We start from the raw sequence: 13221 nt of genomic DNA on the forward strand, positions 1-13221 counted from the left end.
CACGAGTGGCACGTTTGCGAGGTGTACGCCGGATTCACGTACTCAACCGGGATGCCTGCTTCCGTCGCCTTGTCCTCGATGCGCCCTTGGAGTCGGGCGAACGCCCACGAGTGAAGCCGACGGTTCATGTACTTCCCGTAGTCGAGACGCTCACGGATGTACGTCAAATCCTCCATCACCAATACCGAATTCTCGTACTGTTTGGCGTACTCGACGGCCTGCCGAGACGCTTTCTCCACGATGTCGGTGAGGGCGTTCTGGTAGTGGGCGAATCGGTCGTCAATCCGCCACTCGGATGCGTCACGCTCTTGGAGGCGTTTCAGGGTCGTGTGCATCTCTTTGCGGAGATGCTTCGCTCTGCTTCCGCTACACACGAACGGGTCAGTCGGAGAACCGTCCTTGAGGGCACAGCCCGTTATCAGGGCGGTTTCTCCGATGTCTAAGCCGATGTGCGTGGCGTCACCGTCCGTCGCTGGTTCTTCAACTGGGTACTCGACGGTGACGTGCAGTACCCAGTTCTTCCGATGCTTCTGAAGGCGTATCTCGCCCGCCTTCGCGTCCTCCGATACGAGGTCGTGCCAGAGGTCTTCCTGTTCGGGGTTGATGCGGAGCGGTATCCAGAAGTTCGTTCCCCGACCGGGACGCGGAACCCACCACGTAAACTCGTAGTCGCGTTCTTCGGAGTGGTCGAACTTGGCAGCCTGATTCGTGAGTCGTATCGGGTGTTCGTCGTCCAACTTCTTGGCGTTGTACGTCTTGCGGAGTTTCGGGACGTAGTTGCAGAGTGCTGCTTTGGCCTGATACGGGAGTTCGTAGGGTGTCACGATGTCGCTCACCGACGACATGGTACTTGCCCCGGCGTCGAACGCCTCTTGCAGACCGTCACGGTACGTTTCGAGCAGGTCGTTCAGCTTCGACTGTTTGTGGGCTGTCGGTGGGGCGAACGTCGCTTGAAGCGTCTTAGTTATCGTTGTCACTGGCGTCTAATCCTTTCTCGATTAGTTCAGCGTAGGCACGAGGATGTCGGATGCCATTGTCGCGGGCGTAGTCTTTGACCCGTTCATGGAGGTCGCTCCCTCGCTCCATATCGATTTCAGTTCGCACAATTCTTTGTACATTATTCTGGCACTAATAACTACGGTTCGGTATTCGGGCTGCTGTAGACTGTGGGTTGCATAGTCGAGTGACGCGATTCACGCCCGCCGTGAACGGCGGGATTCTCTCGCTGTTTAAAGATAGAGTCGGCGCAGGAAAGGGGTGGGTCCGGTGCTCGCAGTCGACCTTCCCAATTCGTCGACATGTGGATTCGAGGCCGGGTCGCCTCAAGCGTCATCGCCCGCCGCCGGATCGATCCGGGGCAGGTCGTCTGCCGGTTCGAACCCAAAGACCTCGCTGTAGAACGCGAGTTCCGATTCGGTGGCGCGTTCGCGGGAGTTCGCCCGCCGGAAGCCGTGGCGCTCGTCTTCGAATACGAGCAACGAGTTTGGGACATCGTTCTCGTCGAGCGCGTCAACCATCGCCTCCGCCTGCGAGAGTGGAACCACGGGATCGTCCTCACCCTGCAACAGGAGCACGGGTGCGTCGATGCGATCGGCGTGTTCGACGGGCGATCGCTCGCGATATGTGTCCTCCGCTTCGGGGTACGGGCCGACCAATTGATCGAGATAGTGCGACTCGAATTTGTGTGTTAGTTCCGCGAGGCGACCGAGATCAGCGACGCCGAAGTAACTGGCTCCGGCGTCGAACGCATCGTGAAACGCGAGGGCCGCCAGTACGACGAAGCCGCCAGCACTGCCGCCGCGGACAGCCAACCGGTCGGGATCGGCCCGACCCGTGTCGGCCAGGTATTGTGCGGCGTCGATCGTGTCTTCGACGTCGGTGATGCCCCATTCGCCGTAGAGCGCTTCCCGATATTCGCGACCGTACCCCGTTGATCCGCGGTAGTTGACATCGGCTACCGCGAACCCGCGAGAGGTGAAGTACTGAAGGGTGAGATTAAGGTCCGGGAACGTCGCGCCGGTCGGCCCGCCGTGGGCGAACACCACCAGCGGCGGCCGCTCGTCCGCCGGCGACTCGACATCGGGATTCGTCGGTGGGTGCACGTACGCGTGGGACGCCTCACCATCGCGAGTCTCGTAAGTGACGTGTTCTGGCGTCGCTAGGTACTCGTCGTCAACCTCGAGCGTCGTGCTCCGGCGAATGATCTCCGGATCGTCTCCGGGCGCCCATCGGACGACGCTCGTGGGTGTCCGCGGGCCGCCGGCGACGAAGGTCACCGTCTCCCCGTCCGAACTGACGCGTGGGGCGAAGACTTCGAAGGGCAGGTCCACCACGCTTCGATCCTCTCCGTCGAGAAGTTCCACCCGTTGCGTTCCGTCTTCGGTAACGGTGGCGACGATCGTTCCGTCGTCGAGGACGGCGAACGTCGCCATCCCCAACTTCCAGAGGGGAGCCCCGTACTCGGCGGAGCGTTCGACCACCGGCTCGGGGGCGCTTCCGTCGAGGGGCACCCGATAGAGGTTCCACCAGTCGCTCCGATCGGAGGCGACGTACAGGTCGCCGCCGGGTGCCCACGTCGGTTGAAAGATTGCCTCCGCGTCCCCGCCGAGCACCACGCGTTCGTCGGCGAGCGTTCCGTCGTCTGCTACCGTGGCGACGTGCAACTCGGTGCCGTCCCAGGGCATTCGCGGGTGATCCCACGTGAGCCAGGCGAGCCGATCGCCGTCGGGCGAGAGCCGCGGCGCGGCGTAGAAATCGTGACCCGATGCGATTACCTCCGGCTCGTTGCTTCCGTCCGCCGCGAGCCGAACCAGCGCGTTCGTCGGTTCCTCGGCGCCGTCCTCGTCGGTCGTCACGTCGTGGTTCTCCCTGACGCAATAGACGTGGCGACCGTCCGCGCTCACCTCGAAGTCGGCGTACCGCAGCCCTCGCTCGCTCTCCGGCGCAGGCGTAATGGCGGTCGGTTCGCCATCTGGCGGCTGGCGGTAGACGCGCTGGTCGTCGAACGCGGCGAAGAACACGGTGCCGTCGTGGACCGTGAAATCGCCGCCCCCATACTCGTGAACGAGCGTCCGTACGTTGACCTCCTCGGGAGTGACGTCTTCGGTCGCCTCTCCGTCGTATCGAACGATGACGCCACGGCCGTCCTCCGTCGGGCGCTGTTCGCGCCAGTACACGTCCTCACCGTCGACCGCGACGTGACCGAACGTACGACCCTCGCTCGCGACCAACTCGGCCGAAATCGGTGACGGCCAGGTACCGTACGGTTCCGTTCGAGTTCCATCATCACTCATGTAGTTCGCTCCTCGTTATCACAACAAACTGTCGAGTGTTAAGGATATGTCATCCGGTGATCCACCCAGGATCCGTGTCGACCGCGACAGCGTACGGTCCCCCTCGCGGAGAGGCAGTGCCACTAGATTCTCGTCAGATCGATTCTCGAGGGTACTCGACGATTAGAGATGCGTCTCGAAGAACGAGACCGTCCGCTCGATGTATTCGACCCGATTCTGTGTGCGGGTAATGCCGTGGCCCTCGTCGTCGAAGAGGGGTATACGGACCGCGACGGCGAGCTGCCGGTCAACACCTCCGGCGGACTCAAGTCGAAAGGACATCCGCTCGGTGCGAGCGGCGTTGCTCAGGCCGTCGAGATCTACGAACAGCTCGTCGGCGAGGCCGGCCCGCGACAGGTCGAGGCTGACGTCGGCCTCTGCTGTAATGTCGGCGGCTTCGGCAACTGCGTCATTACCACCATCATGGAGGCGGCACGATGACGATGGAAGCGATCCGGTACGCGGACGGCACGATCAGTTACCCTGGTCATCCGCGCAGCCGAGACGGCGCGGAGCCGGTCGAAACGATCGAACTGAGCGAGTACACTGCCGAGATCATCACCTGGACGACCAGCACGGCGACGCCACCCGGCGTCCGTGAGCCCAACCACCTCGCGTTCGTCGAGTTCGATGTCGACGGGGAATCTGTTCGGGCGATCGGCCAACTGACGACCGGCGAGCTCGAGACGGGTGATGAAGTCCAGCCAGTCCCTGTCGATGAACTCCGAGAACCGGGTGCCGGCATCAGAGAACCCGAGAGTCAGGACTGGGATGGCTATCGGTTCGAGCCGGTGTAAGCGGGCCAGTTCCCGATTCGTAGCCACCGCGGGGGGTCACCCCCCACGACTGAAGAGCTCCCGATGTGCCGGCCGGTAGGCCTCGAGCGTGAAGTCGGAGTGAATAACGAATCAATCCGGATCACACAACACTTCTAACCAGGCGAGCCATGCGGTAACATGCATGGCCCCGGTCGTAGAATTCACACTCTCTAACCCGATTTTACGGGAGACGCGGAAAGCCCTCCCGGACGTCCGCATGGAGGTGCAAGACGAACGGATCTCGGCGGGCGGGACCCCGGAATTAGTGATGCTGGTCACCGGGAGCAATACCGATCTGGAGGCGTTCGAGCAGCGGCTGCCGAGTGACCCCTCTATCGAGGAGTACGACTCGCTGTCAGATTTTGGCGAGGGCAGATTAATTCAGATCACCCTCTCCGAAGCGGGATTCACGGGGATGACCTATCCGGTGGCGGTAAATTTCGATATTACCTTCCTGAACGTCGAAGCACGGGGTGAGCGGATGCGATACCGGGCCCAAGTTCCGTCGTTAGAGGCGCTCTCCCACTACCGTGAACACTGTTCGGATCGGAGTCTCAACTTTGAGCTAACGAACATTTACCAAAAGCGATCTCTCAACGAGCGGCGATACGGGCTCACTTCCCGCCAACGCGAAGTGCTGCGTCAGGCCCTCGAAGACGGGTATTTCGAGGTGCCACGACAGACCTCGCTCGAAGAGCTCGCGGCGGAATTCGAGGTTTCGAATCAGGCGATATCCGCATTGCTTCGACGCGGCCAAAGCCGGCTCCTCCGCCACACGATCGGTACCGACCAGTAAATTCCCGGGATAGTGACCTGATGTATGCAAATAGCCGTCCTGGTGATCCGTATCTACACGAGTGGGGCGGTGAGCGTGGCACTTCTCGACGCGATGGCGAATAGCCGCCCGATCGAAACACTTCCTGCGGACGTCGAAACAGCGCTCTGTCTCTATCGTCTTGCTGGCCGTGCATTCCCCGTTCCCGAGCAGCGCTGCGTTTCCAGTCGGGGACGGTACCCTCGCGTATGTAAGTCAGTCTCAATCATTCCTTCTGTCCTCCTCTCACTGCCTTCTGCCTGGATTCCGCACAGGGCTGACCCGCGACGATCATTCGTCGCCCGGAGTAGCTGTCGCCTCGCGACAGGGATCGGCCTGCTTCCGCTACGCGAGATTCCGACCGCGGAGAAGGGTACGCTGGCAGGGCGGAGGTGATGATGTGGCGTGGCGCCCTGCCGTACTTTTCAGTAACGCTGCACCAGGCATGTGTGTGACTCCAAAAGAATTTGGGAGTTCTCACTCCTTCACACCGAGAATGATGGATCGTGAAATTGGCTTTTCAGGCCTTGAAATGCCGTACCACGGCCGATACGCTGATCGAGATACTTTTAACTCGTGGCCGAGTAAGTGCTTTTGATGATGTGGCAAGATCTCGTCTTTACGGTTGGCAGTGGGCTCTCGATCGCGTTTCTCGCGCCGACGCTCCGCAATGCAGCGGCGAACGTCCCACTGGGGACCAGTCTCCCTTCGATGGCGATTGGGTTAGTGTACGCCTTCACGTTCTTCACGCTCGGGATGACGTTCTCCGCTGCTGGTGCGCTCGCTACGGGCGTGATGTGGACACTGATCGCGACGTTCCGGTCGCCGGCGAATTCGGCACTGCGTCTCTTCCCGGTGGATAGCCCTGATCTGTTCGTTCACGACCTGCAGCAGTGGATCAATCGCCGACGCTCTGACAACCCACTGGCTGGACAGTACAGTTCATACTAATTCTACTACGTATGTATTGAGGCCCAGCCAAGCTATCGCCGCTGATTGATCGGTCGGCCCTTTCGCTTGTCCCGCCCAACCGGGCGAGGTTTCTCGTCTTTTGGCTTCTGGTACATGCGAACTGGTGGGAGGCGTTCCTGATTTTCGGCGTTATGGTCCGGTCTATTTCGTCTTAGTCTGGTGGTCCAACGCACCCTAAGTCCGAGCGACACCACTTGCGATCGGGACGAGAGCATATCGATCATCGTCACCCGCTCCTGGCTCTCCGGGCTGAGACAGGCACCACCACGGTCTTGGCATCGTGGAGCAACCGGTGAGTCCGAAAAAAAACCCTCAACCTCTCCCGCCGCCAGTGTGACGGCTCTCGGTGATCTCGGGCAGCGTCCACATTTTCAGCAGATTGAGGACACGCCAAATGCGATCAACCTTTGATGGCCTCGTGGAATGGGAGCCAGTCTTCCCTGAAACAGTCGGAACAATAGTAACAGTATCCCGACAAAGAGAAGCGTATGAACACCGCAATCGTCGTCGGTGGTGGAATCATTGGTGCTTCAACGGCCTATTCTCTGGCCCGGGGCGGGGTCGAGACACTACTGATCGACCGCGAGGACGATGGTCGGGCAACGGCTGCGGGCGCAGGGATCATTTCGCCTCCGACGAGCAGTCGTACCGCCGACGATACGTGGTTTACTTTTGCGATCGAAGCCGTCGAGTATTATTCCGAGTTGATCGATCGCCTCGAGTCCGCCGGGTACGAGACAGGCTACGCTAGCCGTGGACTCCTCGCTGTTGCCGCCGACGATGATGAGATCGCTTCGTTCGAAGAAGCAATCGAGCGGATCGATGATCGGCAGGAACGACTCGGTGTGCCTGCCCCCGGTAGCATAGAGCAACTCTCTACAGCCAGTGCTCGCGATCGCTTCCCACCGCTCGCCGAGACTCATCGTGCATTCTTCTACGATGGTGGCGCTCGTGTCGACGGCCGTCTGCTGACACGTGCATTACGCAGAGCCGGTACCGACCTCGGTCTCGAAACGGTCTCTGCAAGTGCTGAACACATCGATCCCGATCCAGAAGTCGAGGTCGAAACCGCTGATGGAGAGCGCTACCAGGCAGACGCCGTTGTGATCGCAGGTGGCGCATGGTCTGCGACGTTTGGCGATCAACTGGGAATCGAGATTCCGGTCGAACCAGAGCGCGGTCAGATCATCCATCTCGATTGTGAGTACGAGACGGCGGACTGGCCGGTTGTGAAAGGATTTCGCGGTCATTACATCGTCCCCTGGGCTGACGGCCGCGTCGCGTTCGGGGCGACTCGAGAAAGCGATGCAGGCTTCGATTCAGAACCAACCGCGGGTGGGATTCACGAAGTGCTCGAGGAAGGGTTACGAATAGCTCCTGGCCTTGCGGATGCCCATCTCAAAGAGATTCGTGTCGGATTACGTCCAACGTCGGCAGACCGATTACCGATTCTCGGGATGCCGGCCGAGATAGAGAACGTGTATCTTGCGACTGGCCACGGTGCAACAGGACTGCAACTGGGGCCCTACAGCGGCAAATGTATTGCCGATCTCGTTCAAGGAAATGAACCTGAAGCTGAGATCTTGCCGTTCAGTCCGGACCGTTTCTGAGAGAACCAGATTCGTTCGGCTGACTGGCAGTGAGCAGCGTTTCGATAGTTCGCCAACTCAATACATTTTGACCGGAACGCCGAGGGCTTCGAAGTCGTTGACGTTGCCTGTGAGAATTATGTCGTCAAGAACCTCTGTCATCAGATCAAAGCGGTACGACGAATCGATGGTCGCTCATCAGTAGTCTCGCTTTCGAACGCGTTACGTGCAGCATCAAACTGATCGCGGTCGCCCTTCTTTCTATCGTCATCATCGTCTAAGACTGCTGCCGTCTCCGTTTCTGCCTTCGAGGTACTATCGTGTTCGACGAGATCAGGAAGCGATATCTGTTCGGTATCCTCGTAAAGGTGCAGATCGAGTAGCGTCCGAGCGTTCGCTGAAACGATGATCACATCCCATTCGGGGTCGGTATGATCGCCATCGAACTCATACTCAGGAATGACTGGTGGTTTGATATTCCGGTTGCCGCCCCCGGGATAGGCACCTTCTTTCCGGATATTCTAATAGGTAAGAGAGACAACAGGTGCGTTAGATCTTTGAATTGCAGAGACACTGGTGGCCTTGTGATGAACGACCAACGATGAAGGCGTGGATTTCGGTTGCAAGAGCATACATTCGCTCAGCGCGGTGTGCCGTAGCGCGTCCATCTTGGTAGTACGTTTTTGCTCGGTGATCACGCCACAGATCCGCAAGATCTTCTGCAGTCGCCTCTGAGAAAATGCCAACCGAAGCTGCTTCTCGATAGACTCCTGGATGTGTTCCGGGTAAATCGTCCGGTTGCAGTGTTCCCCGTTCCAAGAGCCGGAACTCGACAGTTCGCTCTATCGCAACGAACGACGCTTCAATGACAAGTGTATAATATCCTTCTTCGCGAAGTGCTTCTGCACCAGCGAGCAGGCGACATCCTTTCCGAAACTGGAGGAGAGCAGCATCTTCGATATCAAGACCGGACTCAATCTCGAGTGGCCGCTCGTCAAATGCCGCTTGTGCGTCGGTGATCAGCTGTTCAATACGTGTACTACTCATCCGCAAACACCTCCTTTCGGAGTGATTGAAGTCGTCTGCTTCTGTATACTGTAATCCCTTCTTGGAAGATCTCTCGGAGTTTCGACCCAGCACGCTGTGCACTCTCCGTTGATTCAACATATGGTTCGAAGTCAAACCGATCACCGTTGAACCGCTGCTCACTGAGGTCACTAACTACATCCGTCACAAGACGTCGAGCACTCGTTCGGTTGCCATCGACGACGACGAACAGATCGATATCACTTTGTCTATCGGCTTCACCGCGGGCGACACTGCCGAATACCATAATTCCGACCACAGCATCTACTTCGTTGGAGTCAGCAATAGTCTCGCGGACCCGTCCGACAAATTCGCGTACCGGGTCATGGAACTCAGTTTGTGCGATTGCGAGTATTGGATCGTCTTTTTGGAGCCGATCGGGATCGATCGCAACGTAATTTCGCTGTGGTGTTTCACGAACACGCACGGCGCCGATTCCGTCAAGTAGATCAACGGCCCTCCAAACCGTTGAGCGGGTCACATCTGTGGCGTCTACCAGTTCAGCTATTGTGAATTCTGTCTCGTGAGCATCGGCTAAGAGACGAAGAATGTCGTCCGCTGCGTGGATGCGAAAAATATCGATATCTTCACTCGGGTTAACATCGATACAGACTGCTATCTCTTGTTTCGCCATTTCAGACACTATCTGATATTGCGCAACGACATATAAATAAATGGCGCCACGTATATTGACGGCTGCTCCGCTTTTGTGGACGTCGACGGGTCTGGAGCGCTGTCAGCCGATGTGCCTAGTGGTGAAGTACCACGGGCGACCGCCCCTGTGGATTCGCCGTGGTCTCAAACCCTTTTCAAGCGAATTTAGTATAATCGATTGATTCTTAGGCACACTAAGGTGTGAAATAAATACTCTACATGTGAATTAGTTAGCAAAATCTAACAAGGCTAGTATCCGTCTGTTCCGAAAGATATTCCCGGATATCCGATTCTCGCCAGCCGAGCGGCGAGACCACGCTTTCGGCCGCACGAACCAGCAGATCCGCGTAGAACGCAGCGTCGTACGTCTTGGGCGTCTCGTGTGCGAGGGTTACCCGCTCGCGAGATCGTTTTTCGTCGTCGGTGACGACGTATGCGAGACTCTCGCCGGGATATTTCTCGATCCCATCGGCAGCTGCGCGCTCGAGCGCAGCAGCGTTCCGCGTCGCTCGAGAATACGCGTCGCGGCGTTTCGAGACGCGGTTGTCGACGACCAGTTCTTGTGGATCGACGGCACTGCGTCGCAGCTCGGTCAGTCGGCGCTGGAGCACGTCGCACACCGCTTCGGGCGTCCGATGATGATCGAGCGTTTCAACGAGTTCCTTCTGGGTCTCGGCGACGAACGGCGGCGTCGACCGCTGCCGAACTTCGATCCCACGAAACTTGTAACGGCTCTCGCCGTCGGTCGCGTCCGCACGTGCGCCGAAGTACTTCGTCAGCGCACCGCTCTCTTCGGTTCGCAGCGGCACGAACGCGACCCAGTCGAACTCCCCTTCGTACTCGAATCGAATTCCGACGCGTTCGGAGATGTCCGACGCGATATTGGGCAGTGGTGTCTGTGTTTCACCCTCCATGGGCGTGACCCAGATCGAATCGACGATCCCGTGGACGACGCGCCAGCCGTTCGATTCGAGGATCGCTTTCGCGTCCAGCAGGATCTCTCGTGCGTAGGCGTTGATCGCCTCGTGGCACTCGATGCGTCCGAACTTTGCGTTACTGAAGCCCTGGTACCCGAAGCAGCTGACGAGAATCCACTTGATCGCCTCCGACTTGCCCTCGAGTTCGTGGCGCCGTTCGGGAGCGTCCGTCTCGCGAATTTCTGCCTTGATCGCGTCCCGATCCTCGATCAGCGGACGGAGCACGTCGGGCAAGTAGCCCGGATCCTCGCAGACGGCATAGCCGAGTCCGGGCACGTCCTCGCGTTCGGCGTGACACTCGCAGCGAACGGTTTCAGGCGAGAGGTTCCGCGTCACGATGATATTCGGGTACAGCGAACTGAAATCGAGTTCGTGGACGTCCTCGTGGAGGCCGACGTCGGGCGAGAAGATGAATCCGCCGCGGTCGGCTTCGTGCAACTGATTCGCGCTCTTGAACTGCTCGTGGCGCCACGAGTTCCACGGAGTCAAGACATCTTGTTGCCGTGCTTCGCAGATCTGGATCGCCGTCAGCAGATTCCCGATGCTGGCCCACGCGGCCTCCTGTAGTGGTTTCCGCGATCGCGTGACCATATCGAGAAGGCCGGAGAGGTTTGCTTCGTGCCAGAGAAACGTGTTCGACTCGTCGACGATCGCCCGTCCCGGGAGGTTGTATCGCGCCGGCGAGTGCCCAACGTTTCCATAGCTCTCGTACGTGGATTGACCGGCGAGCCGCTGGTAGCCGGGGCGTCGCCCCAGTCGATACTCGTTGCAATTACACGGTGCCGCCTCGAACAGTTTGGGAACGATAGACGAAGCACTCAGGACCAGTACGTCCGGATCGACTGTTGCGACTCGAGAGGCAACGGTTTCGGCGACCGCCGCGGGACTCCCCTCGATCGAATCGTCGCCGACCGTGAGAGAACGGATTCCGTCGCCGCGGGCCAGTTCGGACTCCGATGCATCTATCCGTAGCGTCGACGGCGTTCGAGCCGGTGTTGGGTCGGTATCCGTCTCGAGACAGTATCTGAATTCCCGCGAGAAATCCACGTTGTAGCACTTGTACGTCCCGGGAACGTCCCAGCCACGGAGATCGGATGCAACCGAGGTGACGTCAGCAATATCGTCGACGTCAATCCGAAGTACTGTTTCGGGGGTGTGTCGCCAGCCGGTCCGCCACTCTTCGAGCTCCGTTTGAACGACCTCCGTGAGCCGGGTAACGAACCCTCGAACGTCGACGAGATCGTCATGGGACGGTGCTGAAATGTACAGACTCGGTGTGTAGTCGGTGATATGCTCGCAGGTCACACCCTCCTTCGTCAGCGACCATTCCAGGACCTCTCCGTCGAGATAATCGATCTTATACGGCATCGTTATCCCGGATTCGAGTCTCGTTCATCGACTTCGGTTTCGAGGTCGCGGACGCGTTCTTCCAACTTGGCAAGGCGGATCTCCTGCTCGAGAGCGATGGACAGCAACACCGGGTACATCGGCTCGGTGTGATTGAGCTGACCACCGGCGTCGGCGTGCTCGCGGGCGTACGTCAGCAGTTGGTCGAAGTGCTGCTGGTCTCGATACCGGAGTGCGCGTCGATATGGTTGCCACTCGTCTTCGAGGCCGCGAAGCACGTTTCGGAACGTCGGGTTAGTTCGTCCCATGCGCCACCTCCATCGTCGGCTCGTGACCGCTACTGTCGATGGCGTGGATTGGCTGCCGTGCTTCCAGAACGCGTTGCCAGAAGGCGAGTGTCGTCTGTATCATCCCGTTGCCAACGGGGTAGACGAGTGTCTCGAACTCGTCGCTCGCAAACCGTGGACCGTACCGCGTATCGGTGACCTCGATCACCGAGTTGGCAGCCCTCGCGATGGGGGCGCTGAACTCGTCGTCTCGCGTTCGTGTGAGCACGACCGGAACGTCGTGACGGCGTGCGATTCCCGCGAGTTTCGCAACGGCCCGGACGAGCAGGGTTGACGCCTGCTGTGATGAGAGATTACCGTCGGGCTCCCGATACAGGCCATCCAGTGCCGGAGCAACTACGAGCGGCGTCTCCCCACCGCTGGCGATTTCGGCCGCGAGATCCTCGACGAGCGCAAAGTGCTGAAACGGCGTGAACGCACGCGCCACCTGAATCCGATCCAGTATTGGTCTGCTGGGTGCTAACTTCGAGAGGGACCGCGTCTGGATGTGGTCGAAGACGTCGATCCACCGCGCCGTTGGTGTCGCTTCGGTCAGCAGCAGATGATCGAGGACCAGTGCCTGTATTGGAGCGATCGCTTGTTCGTCGACTTCGACGAGCGTCACACCCGCGGTGAGTTGCGGGAGTTCCGGAACGTCTTCCCGGGTTCCTGTCGAATGCATATGTCATAGGTCCAGTGAGACCAGCAAAAGCAGACGCGTGCCGTTTCCGGAACTGCCAGATGCTGACTCGAGAGTGCACACACGGTGAGAGGAACGCTCCACTACGGTGAAGCGTCGATTTCCAGAAGTGGTCCGCTATACCGGCCGCGATAATATCCATCTTCTTCAGCTATACTTGTATCTGAAATAGCTGTTATCTCTATATGCGAACCTAACCCGATTACTTCCATCAGCTAATGGATGTGTTGAGAGAGTCGTGCTGAATAGAGAGCGCGATGTGGCACGACGCAGTACTGAGACCGAGGGTCACTCGATTCGGTCTATACAGGAAACGAATTGCATAACCCTTTAAGAGTGTCATAGAACGATGTGCATGGCGTTCCTTTCGCTCATACAAGGTATTCGTCATAGGGCGAGTCGGCCGTCATAGCCAAATATTGCATCGACCGAACGGACCTGAACGCCGATTCGTCTCTGCCTCCCGTCCGCAAGGATCCTTGAGTACACGAGCCGCCGTTGGGGACCTCAGTACGGCAAAATACTCCAGTGTCTCTCGGTAACGTGTTCGGCCCCGATTCCGATTCCGTAGGAATCGTTGGACCCTGTATATCTGGGGCTTTCATG

At 58.8% G+C, this 13221-nt stretch carries 12 protein-coding genes; 5 read left to right on the forward strand and 7 right to left on the reverse strand.

Features of this window, described 5'->3' with window-relative positions; genetic code table 11:
* A partial coding sequence (locus CV102_RS22170; protein ID WP_148860207.1) for an RNA-guided endonuclease TnpB family protein occupies positions 1–977 on the reverse strand: 977 nt, incomplete at its 3' end.
* Positions 978–1322: 345 nt separating this feature from the next.
* Complete coding sequence (locus CV102_RS22175) at positions 1323–3293, reverse strand: S9 family peptidase (RefSeq protein WP_148860208.1); 1971 nt, start codon at positions 3291–3293, stop codon at positions 1323–1325.
* Between the two features lie 168 nt (positions 3294–3461).
* Between CV102_RS22175 and CV102_RS22180 the strand changes: the two genes are divergently transcribed.
* The 5 genes from CV102_RS22180 (at position 3462) to CV102_RS22205 (ending at position 7546) form a co-directional block, all read left to right on the forward strand.
* Entirely contained in the window at positions 3462–3773 is a 312-nt protein-coding gene (locus tag CV102_RS22180; RefSeq protein ID WP_394349517.1) for a thiolase C-terminal domain-containing protein, read from the forward strand.
* Positions 3770–4129, forward strand: a complete 360-nt coding sequence (locus CV102_RS22185) for a nucleic acid-binding protein (RefSeq protein ID WP_148860209.1) — start codon at positions 3770–3772, stop codon at positions 4127–4129. The genes CV102_RS22180 and CV102_RS22185 overlap by 4 nt, the downstream gene beginning before the upstream one ends.
* A gap of 238 nt (positions 4130–4367) precedes the next feature.
* Entirely contained in the window at positions 4368–4946 is a 579-nt protein-coding gene (locus tag CV102_RS22190; RefSeq protein ID WP_233710780.1) for a helix-turn-helix domain-containing protein, read from the forward strand.
* A 615-nt stretch (positions 4947–5561) separates the two neighbouring features.
* Positions 5562–5915 carry a hypothetical protein gene (locus CV102_RS22195; protein WP_148860211.1) on the forward strand — a complete coding sequence of 118 codons (354 nt, stop codon included), beginning with the start codon at positions 5562–5564 and terminating at the stop codon, positions 5913–5915.
* Between the two features lie 509 nt (positions 5916–6424).
* Positions 6425–7546: an NAD(P)/FAD-dependent oxidoreductase gene (locus tag CV102_RS22205; protein WP_148860212.1), complete on the forward strand. Its 1122-nt coding sequence runs from the start codon at positions 6425–6427 to the stop codon at positions 7544–7546.
* Between the two features lie 528 nt (positions 7547–8074).
* Here the strand turns inward: CV102_RS22205 and CV102_RS22210 are convergent.
* The 5 genes from CV102_RS22210 to CV102_RS22230 all read right to left on the reverse strand — a co-directional run bounded on the left by CV102_RS22210 (position 8075) and on the right by CV102_RS22230 (position 12597).
* On the reverse strand, positions 8075–8572 hold the full coding sequence (locus CV102_RS22210) for a hypothetical protein (RefSeq protein ID WP_148860213.1): 498 nt from the start codon (positions 8570–8572) through the stop codon (positions 8075–8077).
* Complete coding sequence (locus CV102_RS22215; RefSeq protein WP_148860214.1) at positions 8565–9245, reverse strand: nucleotidyltransferase domain-containing protein; 681 nt, start codon at positions 9243–9245, stop codon at positions 8565–8567. The genes CV102_RS22210 and CV102_RS22215 overlap by 8 nt, the downstream gene beginning before the upstream one ends.
* Before the next feature lie 250 nt (positions 9246–9495).
* Entirely contained in the window at positions 9496–11610 is a 2115-nt protein-coding gene (locus CV102_RS22220) for a type B DNA-directed DNA polymerase (RefSeq protein WP_148860215.1), read from the reverse strand.
* Positions 11611–11612: 2 nt separating this feature from the next.
* Entirely contained in the window at positions 11613–11897 is a 285-nt protein-coding gene (locus tag CV102_RS22225; protein WP_148860216.1) for a hypothetical protein, read from the reverse strand.
* On the reverse strand, positions 11884–12597 hold the full coding sequence (locus CV102_RS22230) for a hypothetical protein (protein ID WP_148860217.1): 714 nt from the start codon (positions 12595–12597) through the stop codon (positions 11884–11886). Before CV102_RS22230 ends, CV102_RS22225 begins: the two co-directional genes overlap by 14 nt.
* Positions 12598–13221 lie beyond the last annotated feature (624 nt).

Source organism: Natronococcus pandeyae (assembly GCF_008122205.1).
Lineage (GTDB): Archaea > Halobacteriota > Halobacteria > Halobacteriales > Natrialbaceae > Natronococcus > Natronococcus pandeyae.

Coding starts and splice junctions, on each gene's coding strand:
- CV102_RS22185 (WP_148860209.1), top strand. CDS start 3,770: ATGACGATGGAAGCGATCCGGTACGCGGACGGCACGATCAGTTACCCT.
- CV102_RS22220 (WP_148860215.1), bottom strand. CDS start 11,610: ATGCCGTATAAGATCGATTATCTCGACGGAGAGGTCCTGGAATGGTCG.
- CV102_RS22205 (WP_148860212.1), top strand. CDS start 6,425: ATGAACACCGCAATCGTCGTCGGTGGTGGAATCATTGGTGCTTCAACG.
- CV102_RS22190 (WP_233710780.1), top strand. CDS start 4,368: ATGGAGGTGCAAGACGAACGGATCTCGGCGGGCGGGACCCCGGAATTA.
- CV102_RS22215 (WP_148860214.1), bottom strand. CDS start 9,245: ATGGCGAAACAAGAGATAGCAGTCTGTATCGATGTTAACCCGAGTGAA.
- CV102_RS22210 (WP_148860213.1), bottom strand. CDS start 8,572: ATGAGTAGTACACGTATTGAACAGCTGATCACCGACGCACAAGCGGCA.
- CV102_RS22225 (WP_148860216.1), bottom strand. CDS start 11,897: ATGGGACGAACTAACCCGACGTTCCGAAACGTGCTTCGCGGCCTCGAA.
- CV102_RS22195 (WP_148860211.1), top strand. CDS start 5,562: ATGATGTGGCAAGATCTCGTCTTTACGGTTGGCAGTGGGCTCTCGATC.
- CV102_RS22175 (WP_148860208.1), bottom strand. CDS start 3,293: ATGAGTGATGATGGAACTCGAACGGAACCGTACGGTACCTGGCCGTCA.
- CV102_RS22180 (WP_394349517.1), top strand. CDS start 3,462: ATGCGTCTCGAAGAACGAGACCGTCCGCTCGATGTATTCGACCCGATT.
- CV102_RS22230 (WP_148860217.1), bottom strand. CDS start 12,597: ATGCATTCGACAGGAACCCGGGAAGACGTTCCGGAACTCCCGCAACTC.